General features: G+C 42.7%; 20 protein-coding genes and 1 tRNA gene. 9 read left to right on the top strand and 12 right to left on the bottom strand.

Going from position 1 to position 26,200, the window contains the following annotated elements:
• The first annotated feature begins 6 nt into the window (after positions 1-6).
• The 3 genes from rpsJ (at position 7) to G500_RS0112410 (ending at position 1,606) form a co-directional block, all read left to right on the top strand.
• Positions 7-312 carry a 30S ribosomal protein S10 gene (rpsJ, locus tag G500_RS0112420; protein ID WP_027002788.1) on the top strand — a complete coding sequence of 102 codons (306 nt, stop codon included), beginning with the start codon at positions 7-9 and terminating at the stop codon, positions 310-312.
• A gap of 160 nt (positions 313-472) precedes the next feature.
• The gene (locus tag G500_RS0112415; protein ID WP_027002787.1) at positions 473-964 is read left to right on the top strand and encodes an RNA polymerase sigma factor; all 492 of its coding nucleotides are present in this window, start codon (positions 473-475) and stop codon (positions 962-964) included.
• 42 nt (positions 965-1,006) lie between these two features.
• Positions 1,007-1,606, top strand: coding sequence for a hypothetical protein (locus tag G500_RS0112410; RefSeq protein WP_027002786.1), 600 nt, complete (start codon positions 1,007-1,009; stop codon positions 1,604-1,606).
• Positions 1,607-1,764: 158 nt separating this feature from the next.
• On the opposite strand, the gene G500_RS0112405 is transcribed toward G500_RS0112410, so the two are convergent.
• Positions 1,765-2,838, bottom strand: coding sequence for a branched-chain amino acid aminotransferase (locus tag G500_RS0112405; RefSeq protein WP_027002785.1), 1,074 nt, complete (start codon positions 2,836-2,838; stop codon positions 1,765-1,767).
• A 172-nt stretch (positions 2,839-3,010) separates the two neighbouring features.
• On the bottom strand, positions 3,011-5,227 hold the full coding sequence (locus G500_RS0112400; protein WP_027002784.1) for a sensor histidine kinase: 2,217 nt from the start codon (positions 5,225-5,227) through the stop codon (positions 3,011-3,013).
• 349 nt (positions 5,228-5,576) lie between these two features.
• Between G500_RS0112400 and G500_RS0112385 the strand changes: the two genes are divergently transcribed.
• Positions 5,577-7,472, top strand: coding sequence for a DNA topoisomerase IV subunit B (locus G500_RS0112385; RefSeq protein ID WP_027002783.1), 1,896 nt, complete (start codon positions 5,577-5,579; stop codon positions 7,470-7,472).
• A 116-nt stretch (positions 7,473-7,588) separates the two neighbouring features.
• Here the strand turns inward: G500_RS0112385 and trhO are convergent, their stop codons facing one another.
• Together trhO and G500_RS0112375 are read right to left on the bottom strand one after the other, a co-directional pair.
• Positions 7,589-8,611, bottom strand: coding sequence for an oxygen-dependent tRNA uridine(34) hydroxylase TrhO (gene trhO, locus G500_RS23390; RefSeq protein ID WP_051203550.1), 1,023 nt, complete (start codon positions 8,609-8,611; stop codon positions 7,589-7,591).
• Between the two features lie 207 nt (positions 8,612-8,818).
• On the bottom strand, positions 8,819-10,912 hold the full coding sequence (locus tag G500_RS0112375; protein WP_027002782.1) for a GAF domain-containing SpoIIE family protein phosphatase: 2,094 nt from the start codon (positions 10,910-10,912) through the stop codon (positions 8,819-8,821).
• A 526-nt stretch (positions 10,913-11,438) separates the two neighbouring features.
• Between G500_RS0112375 and porN the strand changes: the two genes are divergently transcribed.
• Together porN and gldG are read left to right on the top strand one after the other, a co-directional pair.
• Positions 11,439-12,350 (top strand): type IX secretion system ring subunit PorN/GldN, encoded by a 912-nt coding sequence (gene porN / locus G500_RS0112370; protein ID WP_027002781.1) that lies wholly within the window; start codon positions 11,439-11,441, stop codon positions 12,348-12,350.
• 213 nt (positions 12,351-12,563) lie between these two features.
• On the top strand, positions 12,564-14,255 hold the full coding sequence (gldG, locus tag G500_RS0112365) for a gliding motility-associated ABC transporter substrate-binding protein GldG (RefSeq protein ID WP_051203607.1): 1,692 nt from the start codon (positions 12,564-12,566) through the stop codon (positions 14,253-14,255).
• 410 nt (positions 14,256-14,665) lie between these two features.
• Here gldG and G500_RS0112360 read toward each other — a convergent pair.
• The 4 genes from G500_RS0112360 to G500_RS0112325 all read right to left on the bottom strand — a co-directional run bounded on the left by G500_RS0112360 (position 14,666) and on the right by G500_RS0112325 (position 19,463).
• Positions 14,666-14,736, bottom strand: a tRNA-Cys gene (locus tag G500_RS0112360).
• A gap of 246 nt (positions 14,737-14,982) precedes the next feature.
• A complete protein-coding gene (locus tag G500_RS0112350; protein ID WP_035757350.1) occupies positions 14,983-16,308 on the bottom strand; it encodes an MFS transporter in 1,326 nt (441 codons plus the stop codon).
• A 227-nt stretch (positions 16,309-16,535) separates the two neighbouring features.
• Complete coding sequence (locus G500_RS0112340) at positions 16,536-17,981, bottom strand: tetratricopeptide repeat protein (RefSeq protein WP_027002778.1); 1,446 nt, start codon at positions 17,979-17,981, stop codon at positions 16,536-16,538.
• Between the two features lie 720 nt (positions 17,982-18,701).
• Complete coding sequence (locus G500_RS0112325) at positions 18,702-19,463, bottom strand: lysozyme (protein WP_027002776.1); 762 nt, start codon at positions 19,461-19,463, stop codon at positions 18,702-18,704.
• Positions 19,464-19,916: 453 nt separating this feature from the next.
• On the opposite strand from G500_RS0112325, the gene coaE reads away from it, so the two are divergent.
• On the top strand, positions 19,917-20,528 hold the full coding sequence (coaE, locus tag G500_RS0112310) for a dephospho-CoA kinase (protein ID WP_027002775.1): 612 nt from the start codon (positions 19,917-19,919) through the stop codon (positions 20,526-20,528).
• Positions 20,529-20,730: 202 nt separating this feature from the next.
• Positions 20,731-21,456: a hypothetical protein gene (locus G500_RS0112305; protein WP_027002774.1), complete on the top strand. Its 726-nt coding sequence runs from the start codon at positions 20,731-20,733 to the stop codon at positions 21,454-21,456.
• A 105-nt stretch (positions 21,457-21,561) separates the two neighbouring features.
• Here G500_RS0112305 and G500_RS25750 read toward each other — a convergent pair whose 3' ends face one another.
• Genes G500_RS25750 through G500_RS25745 form a run of 3 tightly spaced genes read right to left on the bottom strand, consistent with a single transcriptional unit; the run spans position 21,562 to position 22,151 of the window.
• Positions 21,562-21,738, bottom strand: coding sequence for a hypothetical protein (locus tag G500_RS25750; RefSeq protein ID WP_154657147.1), 177 nt, complete (start codon positions 21,736-21,738; stop codon positions 21,562-21,564).
• 29 nt (positions 21,739-21,767) lie between these two features.
• Positions 21,768-21,917: a hypothetical protein gene (locus G500_RS26010; protein ID WP_161626129.1), complete on the bottom strand. Its 150-nt coding sequence runs from the start codon at positions 21,915-21,917 to the stop codon at positions 21,768-21,770.
• A gap of 57 nt (positions 21,918-21,974) precedes the next feature.
• Positions 21,975-22,151 carry a hypothetical protein gene (locus tag G500_RS25745; protein ID WP_154657146.1) on the bottom strand — a complete coding sequence of 59 codons (177 nt, stop codon included), beginning with the start codon at positions 22,149-22,151 and terminating at the stop codon, positions 21,975-21,977.
• A 103-nt stretch (positions 22,152-22,254) separates the two neighbouring features.
• On the opposite strand from G500_RS25745, the gene ade reads away from it, so the two are divergent.
• The gene (ade, locus tag G500_RS0112290; RefSeq protein WP_027002773.1) at positions 22,255-23,943 is read left to right on the top strand and encodes an adenine deaminase; all 1,689 of its coding nucleotides are present in this window, start codon (positions 22,255-22,257) and stop codon (positions 23,941-23,943) included.
• A gap of 462 nt (positions 23,944-24,405) precedes the next feature.
• Here the strand turns inward: ade and G500_RS0112280 are convergent, their stop codons facing one another.
• The gene (locus G500_RS0112280) at positions 24,406-25,860 is read right to left on the bottom strand and encodes a hypothetical protein (RefSeq protein WP_154657145.1); all 1,455 of its coding nucleotides are present in this window, start codon (positions 25,858-25,860) and stop codon (positions 24,406-24,408) included.
• Positions 25,861-26,200 lie beyond the last annotated feature (340 nt).

Genomic DNA, 26,200 nt, shown 5'->3' with positions numbered 1-26,200 from the left:
TACATTATGAATCAAAAAATCCGCATCAAATTGAAATCTTACGACCACAATTTGGTCGATAAGTCTGCCGAAAAAATCGTAAAGGCGGTAAAAGCAGCGGGCGCAGTTATCAGTGGTCCTATTCCACTTCCTACAAAAAAGGAATACTATACTGTCCTTCGCTCACCACACGTGAATAAAAAATCGCGTGAGCAGTTTCAATTAGCTACCTACAAGCGTCTTATCGATATTCACTCGAATAGCCCCAAGACGGTAGATGCTTTGATGAAACTTGAATTGCCAAGCGGCGTAGACGTAGAAATCCGCGTGTAGTCTTTTTGGATATTCACACTTCTCTGAAAACTGAAAACTTAGTAAGCCTTTTCGTCTTGCTAAGTTTTTTCTTTTTTAAGGCAGGCTTTTTTGTCTTGCTTGTAATTTTTAGCATCTTTGCCCTACTTATCTTTTCAAAGCCTCTCTACTTGATACGCCCTTGGAACAGAAGTTTATCGAACTTATCCAAAATAATCAGGGTATTATTCACAAAATTTGTCGTCTTTATTGTGAAGAAGAAGAAGACCGCCGCGACCTCTTTCAGGAGATAACCCTCCAACTTTGGCGTTCTTTCCCCTCCTTTCGTGCTGAAGCCAAAATCACAACTTGGATGTACCGCATTGCGCTTAATACCGCCATTGCAAGGTTACGCAAGAGCAAACGACAAATTTCGGATACCCCACTTTCCGAACAGACCCTACAAATTGCTGAAGACACCTCCGAGAAAGAGCGCGAGGAGCGATTGGCAATACTCTATGCCGCTATTCGACTGCTCTCTAAGGTAGAACGTGCGATTATTATGTTGTATTTAGAAGACAAAAGCTATGATGAAATCGCCGAAATTATTGGTATTTCCAAGACAAACGTAGGGGTAAAAATCAACCGTATCAAGAAAAAACTTAAAACAAGTGTTGAACAACAACAAGATTAAAAGCCGACCCTTATCCACCCTTCTTACCCCGTTTTCCCTTTTATGAATCTGGACGACTTCAAAGAGATTTGGCAAAATCAGACTTCTTCTACGCCGCCCTTAGCAGAGGCTGAAATCCGTCGCATGCTTAGTGGAAAGGCGAGCAGCCTTTTAGATAAGTTTAAGCGCAATTTGATATTGGAAGCCTTTGCCAGTTTCGTTTTCTTGGGATTTATTTTTTGGAAACGCCACTTTTTCGAGCAAATTCCCTATGAAATAGAGTTAATTTCTTTTATTACTTTCTTTTTTATTGCACTTTATGTAATCAAATACTATCAACTTCGTCAGTTTAAAATTTTGCCCGACAAAGACCTGCGTAGTATCCTTAGCCAAAGTATCAGGGCTATGAAGCAATATCTGCGTCTTTACTTTTATAGTGGCATGGGCTTTGTGCTGCTTTCCTTTTTTTTGCCCCTGCTTTTTGTGGTCAAAGAGGCAGATTTACTCTTTGAAGTCAAATTTTGGCTTATTTATATTGCCATTATTTCGCCTTTGGTGGTGCTTTTTGGTTTTTTCTTCAAATGGTACATTAAAAAAATTTACGGCGATTTGGTAGCTGAATTGGGTCAGTGTTTGGCAGATTTAGACGAAGAACAGGGATAGCGTTTTATTTTTTCGCAATTTTATTCCCACTATTTTCAAAAAAACTTACAAAAAATAAAACTAACAGTTCATAGCGAACTGTTAGTCTTGGGTTGTATCGTTTTTATCCTCATTTTTCAAAACCTTGCAAAAGCGTTTGAAAGGCTTTTAAATGGGGTTTAAATCTTGTAAAGCCAATGGTGCGTATCGGGCAGTTCGCCTGTGCGGATACCCTGCAACTGCGCCAAAAGTGCAGCACTTATTTTGCGCGTTTCAAGGGCAGGCAGGTGGTAATCTTTGCCGTTGTAGTGCATCAATACAATTTGAGAGATGACGGCAGCCGTTCCTACGCCAAAGACCTCTTGAAGTTGGTTGTTTTCAAGGGCGGTCATAATTTCTGCTACCGAAATCGGGCGTTCTTCTACTTTGATACCCAAATCTTGCGCCAAGACAAGCAAACTTTTGCGCGTGATACCATCTAAGATAGAATCGCCCACAGGAGGCGTGATAAGGGTGTCGTTTATGACAAACATAATGTTCATCGTTCCCGACTCCTCTATAAATTCGTGCTTTTTGGCATCTGTCCAAACAAGTTGGTGGTAGCCATCTTTGCGTGCCATCTGTGCAGGGTAGAGCGAAGCGGCATAATTGCCCGACGTTTTGGCATTGCCTACGCCTCCAGAAGCGGCGCGTGTGTAATAATCTTCAATTTTTACTTTGACGGGTTCGGAATAATACGCACCTACAGGCGAGGTAATGATGATAAACTTGTACTCCTCGGCAGGGCGTACTCCCAAAAAGGCTTCAGAGGCAAAGATAAAAGGACGAATGTAGAGAGAGCCGCCTGCCTCTTGTGGCACCCAATCTCTATCCAATTTGATAAGTTCGTGCATGCCCTGCATAAAAATTTCCTTTGGCAGTGTGGGGATACACATGCGCTCGGAAGAGCGTATCAGACGGTTGTAGTTTTCTTCGGGGCGAAAGACAACCAATTCGCCTTCTTTATTGTAAAAACATTTCAAACCTTCAAATATTGCCTGTGCATAGTGCAAAGTTGCCATAGCAGGACTCATGGGAATATTTCCATAAGGCAGGATTTGTGGTTTCTGCCATGCCCCTTGTTTATATTCGGCTACCAACATGTGGTCGGAAAAGATTTTTCCGAACCCTAATTCCTGAAAATTAACGTGTGGCAGACGCGAAGACGCAGTGGGGGTAATCTCTATTTCAAGAGAAGGAGCAGTTGAAATCATTTTAATAAAGAGTTTGAAGTTAGGAAGTCATAACCAAATAGCTTTTCGCTTTGTAGGGGCAAGATACGATTTTTTTTGCGAAAAAAGTCATGGCAGGGGCGTTTGAAAGCAAAGTTTATTTGCTTTTAGGCTTTTTTAAGAGTGCCGTCTTCAAAAAATTATCTTTAAATGATTATCTTAGGCTTTCCTCGCGCTCTTTTTCTAAGAGGGTGAAAAGGAAGATGTTTTTCTGACCCTGCACTTGTAGGCTGATGGTCGCACCTAATTGTTCGGCAATTTTTTTTACCATATAAAGCCCCAAGCCATGTCCGTTTTTGTGTTCGAGTGAGCCTCTAAAAAACATCTCAAAAATCTTTTCGTGTAGCGCGGTTTCTATCGTTGCGCCATTGCTCGATACTTCAAAATAGGTAGCAGTCTTATCTTGTTTGAGGTTGAGCGTCACTTGGGTCTGGTGGTGCGTGCTTCTAAAAAGTAGGGCATTTTCTAATAGTGCAAAAAGTGCCATGAGCAAAAGTTTTTCGTCTGCCAAAAAAGGGCGGTAGGTGTAGTCGTGAAGCGCAAACTGAATGTAGGGCGATTTGAGCGGATTTTTTTCGTAAAAATGCGCCAATGCCTCCATCAGGGTTTTGGCTTCGAGCGGTTCGTGGTGCGGCTCGGCGGTCAGAATTTCGTGTATGGCGATAAGTTTGCGAATGAGCCTATCCAAATGGTGGGCAGTTTCCTCGAAATGCGACAAAAAATAGGGTTCGGGCAGGTTTTCCCCTGTTGCCGTTTGCAATTCCATGCGCCCGATACGCACCAAGCCCAAAATCCGCAGGATAGGCGCACGCAAGTCGTGGGCGGCATTATACATAAAGGTTTCGAGTTCGTTTTGCGTTTGCGAAAGTTTGCCTACTGTTTTTTCTAATTCCTGTGTTCGCTCATAAATGGTCTGTTCTAAGTTGTTGTTGAGGATAGAAAGTTGTTCGTTTAGAAGCTCTACTTCTTCGTTTTGGCTTAAAATTTCTGCATTTTTTTCTATTAAAGCATTATTTTGAAGCTCTATTTCTTTTGTTTTTTGTAATAAAATCGCATTAAGTTGTGCTTTTTCGCTGTTGCTTTTATGCAGGATATAAGCCAAGAAAAAAAGCAGGGCTGCGCCTATCAAAATACAGACAATAACGATAATTTTATTCTGATTTTTTTCCTTTAAAAGTTCGTTTTCTGTGGTTTTTTTGCCCAAATTATAGGCGGCTTCGGCGTTGTATATCTTGGCGTGGTTCTGATTTTTGAGGCGATTTTCATACAAACTATCGTGCATGAGAAGGTAGTGGTAGGCTTTCTCGAAGTTTTTTTGTTGCGCATAAAGCAGATGTAAGTTTTTATAAGCGATTGCACGCGAAACTTCTAATTCGGCATACTTTTCTGCCAATACTAAGGCACTATCGCCCAAAAGTTCGGCACGCTTCCAATCGCCTTCTATGATAGCAATTTCCACTAAGGCATTGAGGGCATTGATGGCACTCTTGACCTCTCCAAAGCGGCGGCTTAGGAGATAATCTTGCTCTAAAAAAGTTTTGGCTTTTTCATATTCTTTTTCTTTGATATACACAGCCCCAATATTGCCTACCAAGAGTCCGATGGCAGCCGAATCTTTCCTTTTTTGTGCATATTCTAATCCAATATGAAAATGTTGAAGTGCAATTTGATGTGCGCCTTGTCTTTCTTTGGCAAGTCCAAAATTGAGGTGCGCATGCATAGTAAGCCAAAGGTCTTTGATGTTTTCGGCGATAAGTAGCTCTTTTTCAAAGTAATAGGCAGCCCTCTGCCAATCTTTGATGCGCCAATAAATCGTACCAATTTCATCATACTGATAGGCTAATTCATACAAACAACCTGCCTGCTGGTACATTTCTGCCGCTTGCAAATAATAAGTAATGGCTTCTTCTTCTTTCAACATTTTCACTAAAATATTGCCTAAAAGCGCGTACAAAGTCCCTCTTTCATACAAGCCATAAACCTCTGTTGCCGCTTCGCCTGCACTTTCTATCGTGTGCAATCGCTCTTTGGCTTCCACCAATAAACCGACCACAGCGGTATCCTGCAATAGCTTTTTTCGCGCTTCATAGATAAAAAAATAAAAGGCAATTTTTTTCTTCAAAGAAGGATTTAGGTCTTTTTTTTGGGTCAGATTTTCAAATTTTTGTAGATAAAGGTGTCGCGTTTCTGATGTACCTTTTTCTAAGGAATCTAATAAAACGCGCCAACTCTTACTGTAAATGCGTACCTCTTGCTCTGCCAATTCTGCGACAAATTTCTCACTCAAATTGGGCTGCTGCGCCCATGCCGCCTTTTGAAAAGTGCAGCCAAGCCCCAAAAGGAGTAACCAAACCCAACAAAAACTGCTCAAACTCGTTCTTTTCCTTTTCTTTACAATCCTCATATTGCCAACCCTAAAAGTAGTACCCACCAAATCTGAAAATCAGGACAAGTCTGAAAATCAGGAAAAGGTAGGGCAATTTAGCAAGAAAATAGGGATTGCCCAAATATGATTTTAAGTTTTTTTAAAGATAGCAGACAAGGCAGAGTCTTAAAATCCTTTGTTTGCGCAATAAAATCTTGCACTTGCTATTTTTTTTGACATTTTTGGGGCTGCCCCCGACCAGAAATTGTTTTTCTGCCCAAAAAATGCGAACTTGCTTTGGTTTTTACCGCATCTCCCCCGAATCTGAAAAAAATCTGAAAAAAAACTGAAAAATATGGCAGAAAATCAGCCTCTTGCGCCCAATCAAGGCGTTTCTTATGACGAAGATAGCATACGCTCGCTCGATTGGCGCGAACATATCCGTTTGCGTCCCGGCATGTATATCGGTAAGTTAGGCGATGGCTCGGCTGCCGACGACGGCATCTATGTCTTGGTCAAGGAAATTTTAGACAACTCCATCGATGAATTTGTGATGGGCAACGGCAAAAAAATCGAAATCCAGATTGAAAAACACCGCGTTACGGTGCGCGACTATGGCAGGGGGATTCCCTTGGGCAAAGTCATCGACTGCGTTTCGAAAATCAATACAGGGGCAAAATACGACTCCGAAGCCTTTAAAAAAGCCGTCGGACTCAACGGCGTGGGTACAAAGGCGGTCAATGCGCTCTCTACTTATTTTCGTGTGCAATCTTTTCGGGAGGGGCAGACCAAAGTAGCCATCTTTGAAAAGGGCGAATTGCGCGAGGAGCAGCCCCTTGCCGCTACCAATGAAAAAAATGGTACGCTTGTCATTTTCGAGCCTGATAATAGCATTTTTAAAAATTATCGCTTTATCCCCGAATTTTTAGAGGAGCAACTTTGGAACTATGCCTTTTTGAATGCAGGGCTTGCCCTGATTTACAATGGGCAAAAGTATGTTTCCGAGCGAGGGCTTTATGATTTATTGCTCCGAAAGGTAGATGAAGAAAAATTGCGCTACCCTATCATTCATCTCAAAAGTCAGGATATCGAAGTGGCTTTGAGCCACAACGACGAGTATGGCGAGGATTATTATTCTTTCGTCAATGGGCAATATACCACACAGGGCGGCACGCATTTGGCGGCGTTTCGCGAGGCGGTAGTCAAGACGGTGCGCGATTTTTATGGCAAAAATTTCGAGGCTGCCGACATCCGACAGTCCATTGTGGCGGCGGTTTCTTTGAAAGTGCAGGAGCCTGTCTTCGAATCGCAAACCAAGACCAAATTAGGCTCTACCCATATCGCACCCGACCCCAATAGCCCAACGGTGCGTAGCTTTATCAATGACTTTTTAAAAACAGAATTAGATAACTACCTACACAAAAATCCGCAAGTGGCGGAGGCTCTGCTCAAACGCATCATGCAGTCGGAACGCGAGCGCAAGGACATGGCAGGTATCAAAAAAATAGCCAATGAACGCGCCAAAAAAGCGAACCTTCACAACAAAAAGTTGCGTGATTGTAGGGTACATGCCAACGACGAAAAGGGCGACGAAATTATCAGAAAACGAACTACTATTTTTATCACCGAGGGCGATTCGGCAAGTGGTAGTCTTACCAAAGCGCGTGATGTGCAAACGCAAGCCGTTTTTAGTTTGCGTGGAAAGCCGCTTAATTGCTTCAACCTGACCAAAAAGGTAGTGTATGAAAACGAGGAGTTCAACCTTTTGCAGCATGCCCTCAATATCGAGGAGGGAATTGAAAATTTACGTTACCACCGCGTCGTTATCGCTACTGATGCCGACGTAGATGGCATGCACATTCGTTTGCTGCTGATGACTTTTTTCTTACACTTTTTCCCCGATTTAGTCAAAAAAGGACACGTTTATATCTTAGAAACGCCACTTTTTAGGGTACGCAATAAAAAAGATACCATTTATTGCTATTCGGAAGAAGAAAAGCAGAAAGCGATGCGCAAACTTGGCAAGGGCTACGAGATTACCCGCTTCAAAGGGTTAGGCGAAATTTCACCCGACGAGTTTGGGCGTTTTATTGGCGAGGACATGCGCCTACAACCCATTATTTTGAGCAAAAATACCTCTATTCAGGATTTGCTTGCTTACTACATGGGTAAAAATACGACCGACCGTCAGCGTTTTATTATCGATAACTTAAAGGTAGAGAAGGATTTGGAAGTAGAAGCGGCGGTATAGCGTGGCGAATTGTCGCCTAAAATTATACGACTTAAAACTTATTGGTGCTAAGTTCTAAAAATTAGAAGTAAAGATAGGGACAAGACAATGCCTTGTCCCTACAAAAAAAGTTTAATTTAATGTGTTTCTTCCTTGCTTTTTCGCAATTCGCGAGCCTGCTGCCTAAATCCTATCTCTGGATTATAGCCATTTGAAACGCGCTCATATTTGCCGCTGCCATCATAGGGGCGTTTTTCGGGGTGCGTCTTACATTCTATCGAGCAGCCGCCGTCAAGATTTTCCAGACAAGTCTGACAAATAACGGTATGTCGGTTGCAGGTAGGATTGGCACAATTCACCATGTTATCCGATTTTGTACCACAGACATAACATTCGGTCAGAATGGTAGGATTTACCTGATTGACATCTACGGCTACCCGCCCGTCGAAGACGTAACACTTGCCTTCAAAGTCTTCGCCACCTGCTTCTGCCCCGTATTTGATGATGCCGCCATGAAGTTGATACACGTCTTGGAAGCCTGCTTCGAGCAGCAGGGCGGTTGCTTTTTCGCATTTGATTCCGCCTGTGCAGTAGGTCAGGATTTTTTTATCTTTTAGGTGTTCAATTTCGGCGAGGTGTTCTGGCAGCTCCCTGAAATTTTCCATGTCGAAGGTGAGGGCATTTTTAAATTTGCCTAAATTGTGTTCGTAGTTCGAGCGCATATCTACCACAACGACGTTGGGGTCGTTTTGCATCAGACTCTTAAATTCGGCAGGGGTCAGATGCTTGCCTGTTTTTTGGTAGGGCTTCAAATGAGGCAATCCCGCATGGACGATTTCCTCTTTGACGCGCACGTTGATTTTTCGGAAGGTATGCCCTTGCGCACCTTCAATTTTAAAATCGATGCCCTTAAAACGTGGGTCTTGGCTTACGCGCTCCATGTAGGCTTCACAGTCGGCAATCGTACCTGATACCGTTCCGTTGAGTCCTTCGGAAGCGACGATAATCCTGCCGCGCAAATTGAGTTCGATGCAGAGGGCATGTTGCTCGTTGCGTAGCGCAGTGGGGTCTTCGATGGGGGTGAAACAGTAGTAGAGCAAGACGCGATAGGGCAGCGGCTCACTTTCGAGTGAGGGCGAAAGATTAGGGGTTGTGTTCATAAAAATTCCGTTCTTAGGTTCTACTAAGTGGTTAGAAAGTTATAAAAAACTTAAAACGATAACAAAATTACAAGCATAAAATCCTCGTCCAGATTTGCGCAAGATTTTGTGGCTGCAAAGTTAGCCTTATTTGGGCAAAGCAAAAAATGACAAACGTCAGCAAATCGGCGGCTTATGGGTTCAGAATGTCCTCTGTGGGCGTTTTTTTTAGAAAAAGCGGATGAGCAAAAGCGTGTAATCGTCTTTAAAATCTACATCATCGGTAAAGTCATTGACGTTGGCTAAAATTGTTTCAGCGATTTGCTGCAAAGCCGAACAATGCACGCTATCGGTCAGGACTTCGCGCAGGCGTTCTGTGCCGTATTCTTCACCCGAAACGGGGTTTCGCGCCTCTATGATGCCATCAGTATAAAGCAGTAAGATGTCCTCTTCTTCAAATTCGTGGTAGGTAGTTTCTATATGCTGATTGTATAGGTTGCTTTTGAGAATATTCAAACCTAAGCCCTTTCCCTCCCAAAGTTCGGTCTGGTAGTCTAAATTTTTGTAGAAAATGGTAGGGCAGTGTCCTGCTCGCGCCTGATAGATAGATTTTTTTTCGGTATCGATGGTCAGATAGGTAGCCGAAACAAAGATGCCGCGCTCTAAGCAGCTGGAAAGGGCGATATTGGCATATTCCATAAATAAGTCGGGGGCTAAGTCCATTTGCACCAAACTCTGAAATACGCCTTTTACCTGTGCCACGTAGAAGGCTACCGAAGTGCCATGCCCTGCCACGTCTGCAATCATGACGACGTATTTTGTAGGATTGACCTGATAAAAGTCGTAATAATCGCCGCCTACTTCGCTCGAAGAGCCTGTAAGGGCAAAGATGTCGAAGGCTTCATTTTGTTCTAAGCGTTTGGGCAGGAGTCTGTTTTTTACCTTTCGCGCCAATTCAAGCTCATTTTTATACTGTTGTACCTTTACTGCCTCTGCCAAGAGTTTGAAATTGTGGAGCGTAACACTTGCCTGCGAAACAAAAGGGTGCAGGGTAGCCAAAGCCAAACCATCGAAAGCATTTTCTTGTCTTTTGAGCAGGACGAGCGTACCCAAACGCTGCCGCTGATTTTCAAGTGGAATGGAGAGCAAGGAATGATATTCCATTTGTGTTGTGGGCGTTTCGAAAAGCTGTTTGGCTTGAAACTTTCGCGCTTTGAAGGGGTCGTCTTGGCTGTGCAGGTTTTTAAGTTCTAAGCCTCTTTGGTAGCGGAGGGCTTTTTCGTATGAAATATTGTGCAGAATGAGCTTGTCTTCTTGGTCTTCTACTTCTATCCAAGCGGCATCTGTACCCAAAATTTGTTGCGCACTATTGAGGAGCAGGCGATAGATTTGCTGTTCGTTGTCGCCCCCTGAAATGGCGGCGGAAAGTTGTTGTACCTTGTCTAATTCGCCCATCTTTTTTTCAAAGACCGAAGCAGTGGGCAAATTAAAAAGAATGGCAAAAAAGGCAGATAAGCCATAAAGAGCCGTAAAGAGATAGAGTCCGATAAAAAAGACGCTGCGTTCTAAGTTGGTGATGAGGGTAGAAACTTCCTCTATGCGGTCTGTGCCAATTTGTTGGTAGGAAAGAATTTCATAGACAAAATAAGATTGTATCAGCAGCGTAATACCCAGATAAGCCAAACTATTGAGTTTGTGTTGGTAGCTAAGAATGGCTATCCATTTGAGATTGACCACTAAGGGCAAAAAACCGATAATTAAGACCACCAAAAGCAGAAGGCTCAATAGCGGCGGTACTTGCTGCGGACGCGCCAAGTGCATCACCGTAGAAATAAGCAGCAGCGTATAAAAGCCGCGCCAAATACGGCGATTGAGGCGGTTTGATTTGTATAAAATCATGTGCCGCCATTTGAAAAACATAGTAATTAGGAAGATGCTAAAAAGTGCCAAGTCGAGGTGATATAGCACATTGTAGAGAAAAATGTGTTCGAGCCAAAAGCGGCTCGTCATCCAGAGCATGCCACGTAGGATAAGCGAAAAAATGCCACAAAAGGTCGTAATCGCAAAGGTCTTATGAATCCGCCCGTAGAAATCTTCGTCATGGGCTTGTTGCGTATCCGATTTGTGGGTAAAGAGCCAAGCACCTAAGATAAAGAGATTGAGAAAAAGTCCCTTTAAAAAAAAAGGAAGCCCTTTTTCACTCTGTCCGTTTGTCCAATAATAAATCTCTAAGGTTTCATAGCCGACGAGCAAACACCAGCCCAGAAAAGCCCCTAAGAAAGCAGTATATTTGATTACCTGTCGTGATGTAGTCGCTTGCATAGTCTAAAATCAGGGGAAAGCACCGTTTTTGTAAAGGGTAGAAGACAGCCCTTTCCCAATTTGGAGGCAATATAACCCTTTTCACAGACTTCCCCAATATTTTTTTCGCGCAAGCGCACAGTTTCTTTCTACTGCCGCGCCGCTTACTTATGCCTATGGTTTCAAAATCAAGCGTTTAGCGATTAAAATTGCCCTACTATCTTATTGCATGCTTACTGCCCTTTCACTTTTTTTCACCTTCAAACAATTTGATTAGAACAAAAACGTTACTTTTGCAAAGGCTTTGCTTTTGCTTGCAAGTTGCGCTCTACCAATCGCCATCTGCTAATAGTGGTCTGAATCCGTATAAGATAAGCCCCAATTGATGGCAACTAACAGAACATAGAGATACGCTTGAAAGAAATCTAAAAAAACTGAAAAAAAATGTGGAACTTTGCCCTAAAAGGCATCAATACCATAACGCTTTCCTTTCGCCTGGAAGGAAAACGAAACTTCTCAATTCCAATCTAATAAATCCTAAGAGATTATGAAAAAAAACCTCTTGCATCTCTTTTCTATTGCCTTTTTTTCGCTGATAGCCTTATCGGTGCAGGCGCAGGAATACGGCATGGAGTTTGCCAACGACGGCTATAATCACAACTCTTTGCGCCCGATTCACGAGTCGCAGATTATGTATAAAAAGACCCTCTGGTTTAAAGTCTTGCTCAAAGAAAAGCAAAACAAGCCTTTCTTCGCTCGCGCCAACGAAATTACGAAGGTAATCTTTGAAGCTGCCAAAATGGGCATCATCAGACCTTACGAAAACGATTCGCTCACCACGCGCATGTCTACAGAAACCTTCTTAGAAAAGCTCAAAATCCCTTCTGACGGACCCGAACTTACCGAAGAAGAAATCGCGATGGGCTTCGGCGCAGACGACCTCGGTTGGGGCGGCGGCGGCGGCGGCGACGACTGGGGTAGCGGCGGCGATTGGGGCGGCGGCGATGGCGGCGGTGGCTCGGCAGCTCCCGAAGCGGCAGAATTTATGCCACAGCAAATTTCTATCATGGAAATCCGCGAAGATTTGCTTTTTGATAAAAAACGCTCGCGCATGATTCACGACATTCAGTCTATCGGTTTCTGGATTCCTGCCGAACTCGACACCAAGACAGGTATGGAAAAACCTTTGGCTTTCTTTAGCTACAAAGAATTGGTTTCTAACCTTTTCCGCGACAACCCAAAAGCCATCTGGTACAATACCAACAACAACGCACATCATAGAAACCTCGAAGAAGCCTTCGACTTGCGCCTCTTTACAGGCAAAATCATCAAGTACGATAACTTAGACGACGAAATGATTATCGACATGAACGACGGCGATACACAGCGTTCGCTTATCGGAAGTGAGCAGTACGAATACAAGCAAATCGAGTACGAAAGCAACCTTTGGGAAAACTAAGCCTTTCCCTTGTCTTTAATAAGCACCCTGCCCTCTGCCTCAAATTTGCCGCCGCAAAAGTGAGTTTCAAAGAGTGCAGGGTGTTCTATGTTTGCTTATCTTTGTGTTTCGAAAATAGACAACAAGCCGTTTTCCTACAAAAAAACTTTGCTTGGATAGGGCTTGCTATCGCCCACTATCAAAAACTTTCAAACGACCCTAAAAAAAAGCCTTATGCAACTCTCTCAAAAACTGAAATGGGAAGCCTTTTTAGAAATTTTGGTTCTGATTTTGGTTTTGATTTTGCTAAACTTAGCGGCGCAGCGTTATTTTTTTAGAATAGACCTCACGCAGGAGAAACGCTATACCCTTAGTCAGGCTTCTATTCAGATTTTGGAAAACTTGGAAGAGCCTGTTTATATTGATGTTTATTTGGAAGGCGACCTAAATGCCTCTTTCAAAAGGCTGCAAAAAAACTTGAAAGAAACCTTAGAAGAATTTAAAACCCATGCAGGCAGCAAGATACAATTTCGCTTTATAGACCCCGAAAGCATTGCGCCCGACGATAAAAATCAATTTTATAGCGATTTAGCGCGTAGAGGCGTTCCCCCTACCAACCTTTTCGATACCCAAGACGGCAAGAAAATACAGAAAATCATCTTTCCCGGTGCCATTCTTTCCTACAAAAACAAAGAAACAGGCGTATTACTTTTAAAGGGCAATCAAAATGCAAGTCCGCAGGAGCAGCTCAATCAGTCCATAGAAAATTTGGAATATGAATTGATGGCTGCCATCAAAAAGATGAGCCAAAAACAGAAGCAACTCATAGGCATTATCGAAGGACACGACGAACTTAGCCCTACCCAGATGATTGATGCCGAGCGCAGTCTATCCGAATTTTATGCCGTAGAAAGGCTCAATCTAAGCCGTTTCGAACAGAAGGCTGCCCTACAAGAGTATGATGCCATTATCTTGGCGCAGCCCAAAAAAGCCTTTTCTGAAAAGGAAACCTACCTTTTAGACCAATACCTGATGCAGGGCGGAAATCTGCTCCTTTTTATAGACCAAATCCAGATGAACCTCGATAGCATTGCCCTCGAAGGTACGTATGCTTTTGCTTATGATTTAAAACTTTTGGAGATGGTCTTCCGCTATGGCGTGCGCCTCAATCAGGACATGGTACAAGATGTGCAATCGGGCAATATTGTGGTCAATGTAGGAAATATCGGAAACCGCCCCAACTTGCAGCGCGTGCCTTTCCCTTATTACGTTGTCGCGAACAAATTTGAAGACCACCCAATTACTAAAAATTTAGGAGCGGTTTATTTGCGCTTTGCAGGCAGTTTGGATACCGTCCGAACGGCTGCCCCTATCCAAAAAACGCCCCTTATTTTTTCTTCCGAATACAGTCGTATCAAACGCGCTCCTACCCTTATTTCGCTCGAAGAGCTAAAATCCGACCTTGTCCCTGAATTATACCAAACGCCTCATCTGCCGCTCGCTTACCTTTTAGAGGGCAATTTTAACTCTGCTTTTGCAGGGCGTTTCCCACCAGAGCCTTTTTCGAAGGACGATTTTATAGAAAAGGGGCAATACGGAAAGGTCTTTATTTGTGCCGACGGCGATGTCCTATTGAGCGAAATGGATAAGAAAACGGGCAATCCGTTGCCTTTGGGCTATGAACCCATTAGCGGACAGACTTATAGTCATAAAGATTTGCTGCTCAATGTTTTAGCCTATATGCTTGATGCCGAAGGTATCATTGCAGCACGCTCAAAAGAAATTGTCATTCGCCAATTAGACCCCTTTCAGGTGCAAGATGACCAACTTTTTTGGCAGACCTTCAACTTAGTTTTGCCCCTAATTGTCATTCTTTGCTTTGGTCTGATTTGGTATGGCGTGCGAAAAAGGCGATTTGGAAAGTAATTTTTTAGGTACGATAAAATAGCCTTTCTAAATAAGTTTTGTGGTATCAAAGGGGTTGCGTTTGGCTTTGTTGCAAAAGTCTGAAACGCAACCCACCCAAATTCCAATGATGTTAAGTTAAATGCTAAAAAAAAGGAAAATGTAGGGACAAGGTATTGCCTTGACTCAAAACGGGACTTTTGCCAAATCTTATTTTGTTTAAAATTTAAAATGTAAGATTTTCCACAGAACTTAATATTACTTTGCTGCAATCAAACGCGCGAAGCTGGAGCTTCACGCTACAATGTAGTGAAATTGAAATAAAAAGGGTTTTCAGACTCAAAACGGGACTTTCGCCTACTTTTTTTATTTTTCACAAAAAAAACACCTACTAAAAAGCAGGTGTCTTAATCTATGCTTATGAAAACAAGAGGTTACGAGCGGATTCGAACCGCTGTACAGGCTTTTGCAGAGCCTTGCCTAGCCACTCGGCCACGTAACCTTTTGTGTCAAACCTGATGCGTTAGAACCAGTTTTGACGAAATTGTCGAACTGTGAAGTGCTAACAATCAGTATAGAGTTACAAGTGTAGTGCGCTTGCTTCCGTTAGAAAGCGATACAAAGGTAGGCTTTTTTTTTCAACCCTCCAAACTTATTTTCCGTTTTTTTTCAAAAAAAAGCAAGTCTGGCTATTAAAGGTCTGAAAAAGAAGCGTTTGCGTTTGGTATTGTTTGGTCTGCTAAAAGGCTTATTGCGGACTTCCCTCGCGGCTTACCTTTCGCAAGCTCCACAAAGCGACCAATCCGACCAAGAAAAAGAGCATCAAACCGATAGCGGAGTTGCGCATATTGCCTGTAAGTTGCTCGATGAGTCCGTAGGCAAGCATGCCCAAGGAGGTAGAAAATCTTTCGGCAATGTTGAAAAAGCTAAAAAAAGAAGCGGTATTTGCCGTATCTTCGGGTAAATACTTAGAAAATGTAGAGCGCGAAAGGGATTGTATGCCCCCCATAATCAGCCCGACCCATATTGCCAAGATGTGGAAATCATACGTGCCTTTGCGCACAAAATAAGCGGCTACACAGATGCCTATCCACATCACGACCATTATCAGAAGGGCGGATAAGTTGCCAAAACGTGCCGAAATTTTAGAAAACACAAAAGCACCAATCGCCGCCACTAATTGTATCACCAAAATAATCCCGATAAGCTCGGAAGTAGGTAGTTGTAGCTCTTTCTCACCAAAAAGCGAAGCCATAAACATCACTGTTTGCACGCCCATGTTGTAGAAAGAAAAGGCGATAAGAAAGCGCAATAGGCGTGGCATCTTCAAAATAAGCCGCCCTACTTCTTTGAGTTCTTCTATGCCTCTTTTGGCGACGCTGCCCAAACTTTCTAAGGTGTGGCGCGTGTCGCGTAGGTAGAAAAAGGCAATTTGAGAAAAAACAAGCCACCAAACGCCTACTGTCAGAAAGGAATAACGCGCACCCATAGCAGCATCTTCTATGCCAAACCATTCGGGCTTTTCCACCATTAAAATATTGACGATTTGCAAAATCACACTCCCGATATAGCCCATCGCAAAGCCACGCGCACTGACGCTATCATAGCGGTCTTCGGTTGCAATTTCTGGTAAAAAGGCATTGTAAAAGACCATGCCTCCTGCATAGCCAATGCTGGCAAGGGCGGCTGAAATAATTGCAAGCTCGACATTGCTACCTTTGAAGAAAAACAAAATCATACAAGAAAACGCACCTAAATAGGTGAAAAACTGCATAAAAAACTTCTTCTTGCCGCCATAATCGGCAATGCCTGAAAGAAAGGGCGAAAGCAAGGTAATGAAAAGATAGGCTACCGAAAGCGCGTAAGAGTACAAGACGGTATTTTCTACCGAAAAGCCAAAAAAGGAAACTACGTCACTACCATAGGCAGCACGCGAGGCTTGGTTGAAGAAAATGGGAAAAATGGTAGTGGTAATCACCAAATTATAAACCGAATTTGCCCAATCAAAAGAAGCCCAAGCGTTCAAAACTTTGGGTTGATTTTTAGGGGCAGCAGGCAGATTTGCGTCCAGCATGTGGCAGGGAGATAAAAAAGGTGAGCTATTTTAATTTGAAAGCAAAAGATACGAAAAAAAACGAAAAAACAAGTCGGCGAGCCAATTCGAACAAAAAAACGCTTGCAGTATTTAGTTGCAAGCGTTTTGGAGATTCAAATTCTAAGCAAAACTGTGAAAGGGTAGGAATAAGGAGAGGTTCAAGGCGTTTTTTCTGACCTATTCCTCGCTTATTCTTGACCTATGACCTATTCTTCACCTACCGCATCTTTGGTGTCAGGTGTTGTTTCGTCTGGCTGGTCTGCGGGCTTGAGGCGGTCTATTTGCTGCAAAGAAGCGTATTTATAAGTGCCATATACGGCGCGTTTGTAGGCTTCTAAGGCTTTGTCTTTCTCGTTGATTTTCTCGAAGAAAACGCCCATTGCAAAGTTGTACTGCGCCTTTGTTTCGGGGTCGATGCCGGGAAACTGCAAGAGTTCGTCTAAGGTTTTGATAGACTGCGCCGTATTTTTGAGCTTGTGCTGGGCAATGGCTTTGATAAAGACAACGGCATAGTTTTTAGGCTGCTGTTGCAAACATTCGTCTGCCGACTTGATGGCATCTTCATAGCGTCCTGATTCAAGCTCTAATTCTGCTAAGTCTGCAAACTTGTAGGCGCGTTTGATGGCGTTGGGTTCGGTCTGAATCGCCGTTTTTTGGTGTTCAATAACGGCAGATTTATCAGTAGAAGAGGAGGCAATTTTCACCAAAAGGTCGTGTGCTTGTGGGAAGTCTTTGCGCATCTTCAATGCCGTTTCTACCAATTCCTTGCTTTTGTCCATTTCATAGATTTTGAAATAAGAAAGGGCAATGGCGTGATAGAACTGGGGCGAAAGCTCGATGATAGGCTTTACATAAGGTCCCCATTGTGCTTTTTTGAAGGCTTCTTCTTTTTCGTCATACTTGGCTAAGTAGTGATAGGCATATCCCAATTCGAAATAATAGCGTGCGATGTCCTGTGGTGCGTCGCTGGTCAGTTTGCCTACGGCTTTGAGTGCGCTATTTTTAGCCTCCTCGTACTTATTGACGGTGTTATTGTATTTAGCATCAAAATACAAGACCTGCAAATCTTCGGGCGCAATTTTTTTAGCATCAGCGATATGCTGCCCTGCTTCCTGAATTTTGCGGTTGCGTGCCAAAATGGTGATGATATTGAGCTTGTAAGAAAGTCGCTTATTGGCATCAGTTTCGTGCTTGTAGGCGTTGTCGTAGGCGACGATGGCTTGGTCGTATTGCTTATTTTTTTTGTAAAGAACAGCCAAACGCGAATGAGCATCTACATAGTCGGGTTTCAAAGCAACCGTCTTTTCGAAACTTGCGATAGCTTGGTCGCCCTGCTGCATCATCATGTGGCAGAGTGCCTTTTCGTAATGATAGTTGGGAACGGAGGCATCTTTTGAGATGGCGATGTCAAATTGCTCGATGGCTTGTTTATACTGCCTTTGGCTGCGGAGGTTCTTACCTTTTACAAAGTCGTCTAAGGCAGTTTGCGCAAACACCGAAAAGGAAAGGCTTAGGAGAGGTAAAAGAAGGCATATTTTCCAGTTCATATTGTTTTGGCTTTTTTGTGAATGAAAAAGATTGGGGATAAAAGGACGAAACCAAGAGAAGGTAGTTGCCCTTTGTATCCAAAACAAATAGAGAAATTGCAACATATCCCAATAGTTTGGGGGCTTTTTAGCGGCTCTCTACTTGCAAAAAAGAGGCGAAGAGGAAATGGTATAAAAGAGAATAACAGATGAGGGAATAGCAGATGAAAGAATAAAAGAATAATAGCGTTTCAGATACAACAAGATTGCGTGTGAAAAGATAAAGACTTTGGGCAGCGGCTTATCGAGAGAAGAGAGGCGCAAAGACGCTCAAATCAGACCTTCCGCCCAAAACGCTACACAAGATAAGACCTAATCTTGTAATTGTCAAGTTAGGGGGCAGCACCACGCCATTTTATCTCTATTTTTTTTGAAGTAAAGCAAAAAGGTGGTAGCAAGTTTTTTTTCTAAGGTTCAGATTGCTTCTAAAAAGCCGTCATGTGGCAAATCACAACCTCGAAAAGGTACAAGGGTAGCCTATAAAGGCAAAGATGCGTCTTTTGGCTTTTTAGATAGAAAACTGTGCCACAAAGATACGATTTCCCTTCTTGATACGCAATTTTTTTGGCAGAAATTCGAAAAAACTTACACTTGTTAGGCAAATCGGGTCTTTTTTATTTTTATTTTCAAGGCGGCATAAATTTGGAACACAAAAAAACTGCCTCTTTCCGAAAAAAGAGGCAGTGGGTGGGCAATTTGGAAAAGCCCTTTCTAAACTAAAAATCTACTTGTATCGCACCTTTTTTGTGCCTCTGCTTCGCTTTTTCGTTGTAGAGCGAAGGGCTATTAGTGCTTGTTGTCAAGCATTTGTGCTTGCGTCGTTTCCAGCGAGTCTGCCTTTTCTGTGTCTTCGGCAGCTGCTTGGCTTTGGGTCTGCTCTTCTTGCATACCGTCCTGCTCATCAAGCAAAGGCTCGACAGGGCGCAGCGGCTTGGGCATACGCCCATAAAAGAGATTCGCCTCAAATTCGCGTTGTTTTTTCAAATACGCATTGGGTCGTCCATTGACATGCACCCAACGGGCTAACTCTTGCTCTATTGGCTCTCCATTTTTGAGCTTCTGAAACAAGGTACTCTTGCGCAATTTGCTCGAACCAAAGGCATAACAAAAGTGTGTGATTGCCATTAGCTCCTGTGGGGCAAGGTCTAACTGACTTTCTACCCAAGAGCGAGCCAAGCCAAGGTCATGCTCCAAGAGTGAGTCGGCTTGTGCGGCTGTAATCCCTTTGTAAAGGGCTTTGTCTTTTGCCGTTAGCACATGTCCGTAGCCGATACTCATATAACCGCCCGAACAAGCACGCGGTTTGGTAAGCAGCGTTTCATGGGCGCGAATATAATCTTTCAAATCCTCCCACGAAAACTGTGCTTCTTCGCTGGCTGTTGCAAGGGCTTCGCTTTCAGATAGGGTATCTGCTAAAAGCGAATCGGGCGTAAAGGTTTGGTGCAAAGCAGAACGAACTTCTGCCCAATTAGGACTTTGGAAAGCACCAAAAACGCATAGACAGAGCAACAGAGTAGGCAAAAGAAGTCGCTTGTGAAATGTATCCATTCAAAGAACTTGTTGGTGAATGGGTGCAAAATTAGGAAAAAAAACACAACTCCAAACCTTATACCTTGAAAATCAGGCACTAAGCCCACTATCCTAATTTGGTTTTCTGTGTTAAAAAATCGTGAATACTCTTTTTGTATGCCTTCAAATTCGTTTTTTTAGAATTTTATTCCGAAAAAACGCAAAAAGGCAGTAGTTTATATTGTTTTCATAAAAAATCTAAAATCTATTTTTTGTCTATCTTATCCTAAAAAAAATCCTATTTGAACATGTTTTGCAAATGCAGGTTTCAAATGCACAAAAAACCATCAGAAAGAAACTGACCTTTGGTCATTTTTGTAGCCTGCTAAAAAAGTTTTCGAAGTTTGGAAAAAAAGAAATATTTTCCTTACTTTTGTAGGAAAGCCCTTCAAAATTCTATTTTTCAATTCCTTTTCTATCCCCATTGTTTTTATGAAGACAAAGCCACGACAAATTGGCATTACGGGCGGTATTGGTAGTGGTAAAAGTTATGTATGCCAACTTTTTGCTGCCTATCAGATACCTATTTACGAAGCCGATAAACGCGCTCATCAGGTGATGGAAGAAGATTCAGACTTGAAGGCGGCTATAATTTCTCTTTTTGGCTCAAAATCTTACATCGACGAGGGAAAGCTCAATCGCGCCTACTTAGCCGAAGTAGTTTTCAATCAGACTTCAAAAATAAAACAATTAGAGAATTTGGTACACCCTGCCGTCGCACGCGACTATGCCGCTTGGGTGGCTTCACAAAAGGCTGCGCCCTATGTTTTGAAGGAGGCTGCATTGCTTTTCGAAACAGGGTCGTATTTACAATTAGATGCAACCATTTTGGTAAGTGCGCCGCTCGAAACGCGCCTTGAGCGTGTGCAGAAAAGAGACCCCCATCGAACAAGGGAGCAGATTTTAGCCATCATCGCCAAGCAGATGCCTGATGCAGAGAAAGAAAAGTTGGCAACCTATCATCTCGATAACAGCCCTTGGGCAGACATCAAGGCGCAAGTGGCGGCTTTGCATCAAATTTTAATCGCTTCCTCGATGGCGTAGAAAAAGAGTTTGCTGTTTTCTTTTTTATTTATACGCTTAAATTAGTGGCTACTGCTTGCCCTTGCCTGTATTACACAGGCATAAAATAAATCTCAAAAAAAGCACTCAAAACACAAGCATTTTCAAGATAATTTTTTATCTTTGTAGGGTAGAAAGGATAAGCCAAAAATTGTTATGACAACTTCATGGAAAATGAAAAAAAATGAAAAAAAATATTGTATTATTTATCGTAATACTCCTAACTGCCTGCAATTCAGCAGAAGAACAAAATCTAAACATTCAAAACATCAATACAGACAACTGGTGTCATATCGAGCATCCTTACTTTTCTTTTAAAATGCCTCCGCATTGGGAAATAAAAAGCGTACACAATGAAAACTCTAATTTTCAAATAACAAACAATAGAAATACAGTAATAGATATGCGAAGTCTTCATACAGTTATTCCTCCTCGATATCCCAAAATAAGTAAAAATGAAATAAAAATGGGTAAAAAAATAGACTCTTTAAAAGTAACAAATATTTACAAGAAAAATGACTTTTATATTCATGTGATTTATCATAATTCTTCAAGGGGAATTGATTTTTACAAAAAAGGGTACGTTCCAGAAATACATTTTTTCTTTGAAAACCCTGAAAATAAAGAGGAGTGTTTCAGGCACATTTCTTTGGGTGCTTTTCCTGTGTTAGAGTACGGTTATAAGTATACTGTTCAAGATTTAGATACAATCATAACCCTATTTGATACGGTAGTGCCTAAAATTGTGCAAAAAAATAAAACAAGCGAAAACAAAAAAACAACTTATGTAAGTTTTAATAGGGATAATTTTTTCAATGTTCCTACTGACGAAACGAATGAAAACGAAATTTATATGGATAGTGTAGAAAATAAAGAAATAAAGGTGGTTTATATACAAAAATGTAGATAGTATCTTGCCTATGTGCAAAGACAACGGCGAAAAAATGAGTTATCATAACTAACAGTTTTCAAATAACTGTTAGTTATTTGCTTGTTTTCTAAACCACTTCAAACCCTAACAGTCTTTCATCGGGCAAGGAATCGCCTTTCCACGCTTCATGGTCTTGCCTTTTCCGTATTTGGGCTTGTGGCTCTGACAGGATACAAGAAACAAAGGGAGCAGCAAGAGTCCTACCAAACACAGTAGGCGTGCCAATCGGAACGTGAAAAATTGGGGCAGCAATCGCATCATGAAATAAACTTGGTGAAAAAGAGAGAGGTCTATTTTTTCTTTTTAGATTGTTTATAGCTCTTGTATTTGGGTGTCCAAGGCTGCTTGGGCGAGTGAATACAACTGCTCACAAGGCTGCCAAACCAAAGGAATAGGAGAAAAAGCACCCATTTAGAGGCGTGGGAACGTATTTTTTTCATCGGAATTAGTATTTTTTTAAGATAGAATAGACAAAAGTAGTGCCAAAATAGGGATTGCTACCAAGCCTTTACGTGATGAATCTTCTTCTCTTCTTTCGGATTTTTAGGCTTTGAGCGTGCCAATTTTACTTTGTCATTTTTGGGTGTCCAAGCCTGACGCGGCGCGTGAATACAAGATTCGAAGCTAAAAAAAGCAAGGACACAAATTAGAAGCGCGATGAGGCGAAATTTCATGAGTTTGTAAGATTTTTGAGGTACAATTTTTTATGTTACTTTTGTCTATGACCTTTATCCGAGCGCGTAGAAACTACGGCTGCTCACTTTTTTTAAAAGCCCTATGACTACAATACGCACAAACTTAGTAAATATTGCGGAAAAGCGCATCTACCCCGTTGAAATTCTGATAGAAAACGGAAAGATTGCCGCTTTGAAGCCACTTGAAAAAGAGGCGCGAGTGGCACATTTTGCCCTCTCTGGCTTTATAGATGCACACGTGCATATAGAAAGTTCGATGTTAGTGCCGAGCAGTTTTGCGCCCTTGGCTTTGGCACAAGGCACTGTCGCGACCGTTTCCGACCCACACGAGATAGCCAACGTCTTGGGCATCAAAGGGGTGCTTTTTATGATAGAAAACGCCAAACAAACGCCTTTAAAATTCTACTTCGGTGCGCCCAGTTGTGTGCCTGCCACGCCCTTCGAAACCGCAGGCGCGACTTTGGGAGTAGAAGAAGTAGCCCAATTATTAGCCCTGCCCGAAGTTTTGTATTTGGCTGAAATGATGAATTTCCCTGCCGTCATTGCCCGCCAACCAGAGGTGATGGCGAAAATAGAGCAGGCACACCGTTTGGGAAAACCCGTAGATGGGCATGCCCCTGCCTTGCGCGGCGCGGATTTGAAAAAATACATAGAGGCAGGCATTTATACCGACCACGAAGCCTTTACAGAGGAGGAGGCAGCCGAAAAGTTGGCTTTGGGTATGAAAATCTTGATACGCGAAGGAAGCGCGGCTAAAAATTTTGAAGCCCTTATCGGACTTTTAGACGCGCACTATCCCAATATGATGTTCTGTTCGGACGATAAACACCCCGACGATTTAGCCCTTGGACATATCAATCAATTAGTGAGCCGTGCCGTAAAAAAGGGACTCGATTTGTTTAAGGTCTTGCAGGTAGCTTGTCTGAATCCGATTGCGCATTATGGCTTATCTGTAGGCGGCTTGGAGGTAGGAAAGGCGGCGGATTTTATTATCGTCGAGGATTTGGAAAACTTTGAAGTCTTGCAGACTTATATCGAAGGCAATTTGGTCTATGACAAAGCCCAAAAAGAGACCTTTCTAAATGCCAAACCGCTGGAAAAGGAGGTTGTTTCCCAACTTAATTCTTTTAAAGCCCGAAAAAGAAAAGCAGAAGATTTTGCCTTTCCTATTCCGAAATGGGTGCGCCGCTTGCAGGTAATTGAAGTCCTTGATGGCGAGCTGATTACGCGCAGTTTGGTCTATAAAATGAAAAAAATAAGACAAATGACGGGCTTGAAAAATGGCGATAACTTCGAGGCAATACTTTTTGAGGACATTCTCAAAATAGTGGTCTTGAACCGTTATGTAGAAGATGCGCCGATTGCGATAGGCTATGTCAAGAATTTTGGTCTGAAAAAAGGGGCAATCGCTTCCACTGTCGCACACGATTCGCACAATCTTATCGCCGTCGGGACAAGCGACGAAAGTTTGGCAGAGGTTATCAATTTGCTGATAGAAACGCAGGGGGGCATTGCAGCCGTTTCACCTTTTGAAAAGCCGCAGGTATTGCCTTTGCCTATTGCAGGTTTGATGTCGGATAAAGATGGCTTATCGGTAGCGCAGGCATACACACAAATCGATACGTATGCTAAAAATCTTTGTCACCCGCCTTTACGTGCACCCTTCATGACCCTTTCTTTTATGGCACTTTTGGTTATTCCCTATCTGAAAATGAGCGACAAAGGGCTTTTTGATGGACAAAAATTTGACTTCACAAAGGTTTTTCAGTAGTGCCATAAAGTGCTACAACCGTTTTATTTTTCAAATTCAAACAAGCGTTGTAACGGTCAGAAGTTTAAAAAGCAGGGTTTTGTGCTTTGCGCAAATCCACTGAACCCCCACCCTGCCCCAGTAATGTTAAGTTCTGTGAAAGGACTTGTCTTGTAAAATTAGGAACGAAATAAAATTTGGACTTAAACCCTAAGGGTCTTCAAGACCCTTAGGGTTTGGGGCATAGAACAAGGCATTGCCTTGTCCGCAGTACGATTGAAATAAAAAAGGAATGAACCCCACCCTGCCCTCCCCCAAAGCGAGGGTGTCAAAACCAAATTTTATTTCGTTTTTGTAGTTTTCTGAAAAGGGCTTAAAAAAGAGAAACACTACCCTCAAAGAGGGTAGCGTTTCTGTTATCCTATCCTAAAAACTATCTAAAAAAACGGTATATCACAAGACAACAAACCAAAAAGGACGCTTTTAATGGGCATCTATCACCGTTAGGGTGTAAGTTGCGATGTCTTCGGCTTTGATGTTTGCCAAGCGGTAGGTACGATTTTCACTACGCTTTTGCTTGCTTTTCAAACTCGGCTGTGAGGAGTGCGTCAGGTAGGTAGTACGCGCTTCTACAATTTGCCCCTTCTGATTGTACCAAGCAATTTCTACTTGCAAGGACTGAACAGGATTTTCGCCTTTGTTGCCGATTTGCCACTCGATATGGTGATAAGTGCCATCGCCTTGAGCATCGAGTAGCTCATTTTTGCGCTCTTTGATAACAATTTCTGTTCCTTCAAGTGGTGCTGTCTGCCAAAGCAATTCTTTCTCTTGTATGAAAGCCGTTTCGTTTTGCTCTATCCATTGTATTTCGGCAACTGTAATCTGAATCTTTGCCAAGTCTAAATTTTGCCCTTCTTCGTATTCCAAATAATGCAAGGGCAAGACCTCGCCAGCGTGTGCTAATTGCTCGTGTGGCTGCACTAAGTCTATCCAATCGGTGCGCAAAATCGTACCTGCGGCATCAACTAAATCCACTTTGAGTTTGAGAAGGGCAACATTTGCGCCCTGCACCGCCACATCTGCCAAAAGATTGTAGGAATAGGCTTCCTGATAGGCGCGATACAAAGATTGTTCTACGCTTAGGTGCAGTTGTAAGTGCTGATTTTGATGCTGATACAAAAACTCTACGGGAACTTGCTGCATTGTGCGCTGTGCCGCTTGTGTGGCTTCGGTGGGCAGCCACGTGTTTTGGTTGTTGGGGGCGGCAGGCTCTTGCTGAATCAAGTCTAAGGCAGAAAAAGTCAGGGGTGCGCTTTCTGTTTGATAAAGTTGGAAGCCGAAATAATGATACGCCCAAACGCCGCAGGCAAGCATCGCCGTAGCAATAAGTGTGGCAAACGCAACTTGGTAGGTATGCTTGCTTTCCCAAATGTTTTCGAGCTGACTGGTGGTATAAATCTGATGGACAAGCTCATTGGCTTCTGCATGGTGGGGTGCTACCTGCAAACAGTGTTGTGCATAAGCAAGCGATTTCTCTTTGTCGCGCTTGTTTCCGTAGTCGAGCCAACGGTTTTTATAGGCATCGGCTAACAAAAAAAGTGCCTCTGTATGATTGCGTTGCCAAAGCAAGATGGTGTCGTATTCGTGAATAGCAGCCTGCCAATTACGCGCTTTGGCGTGTCGCTTGCCCTGTGCAAGGTGTAGCTCGATGGCTGCCAAAAGTTCTTGGTAGTCGTGAGCGTAAGCATAGCTTTTGCGGCGATAAGGATTGAAAAATAGACTGCCTAAGTAATTTTCTATTTCTTGGATTTTTTGTGTCGCGTTCATTGTCCTGCAAAGTTGAGGTTTGAAAGAAGGAATGAATTGATAGGATAGTGTTGTACCCTTCTTTTCAAATTCTTTGCTCAAAATCAGGGCATAAAGATGAAGGCACTGCATTTGTCGATAAAGGGGCGAATATTTACGATTTCAACTTTTAGGCACTTCTCTAAAAAGCCCCAAAACGGGAAGATGCCAAAAAACACAGTACAAAGGCGAATCTGGAGCTTCGCGCTACCGTTGTGGGGACAAGGCATTGCCTTGTCCGTAGTGAGATTGAAATAAAAAAGAATTTTCAGACCCAAAAATAGGGTTCAGTCCAAATTTTATTTCGTGTCAAATTTGATAAAACAAGACTTTTCACAGAACTTAACATCACTGGGGCAGGGTGGGGGTTCAGGAGGTTTGCGCGAAGCACAAAACCCCGTTTTTTGACATTCTGACCGTTGTAACAACGCCA

Origin of the sequence: Hugenholtzia roseola DSM 9546, assembly GCF_000422585.1 — a bacterium.
GTDB lineage: Bacteria > Bacteroidota > Bacteroidia > Cytophagales > Bernardetiaceae > Hugenholtzia > Hugenholtzia roseola.
Note: the sequence above shows the minus strand (reverse complement) of the source record. Positions and strands in the feature narration are given on the sequence as shown.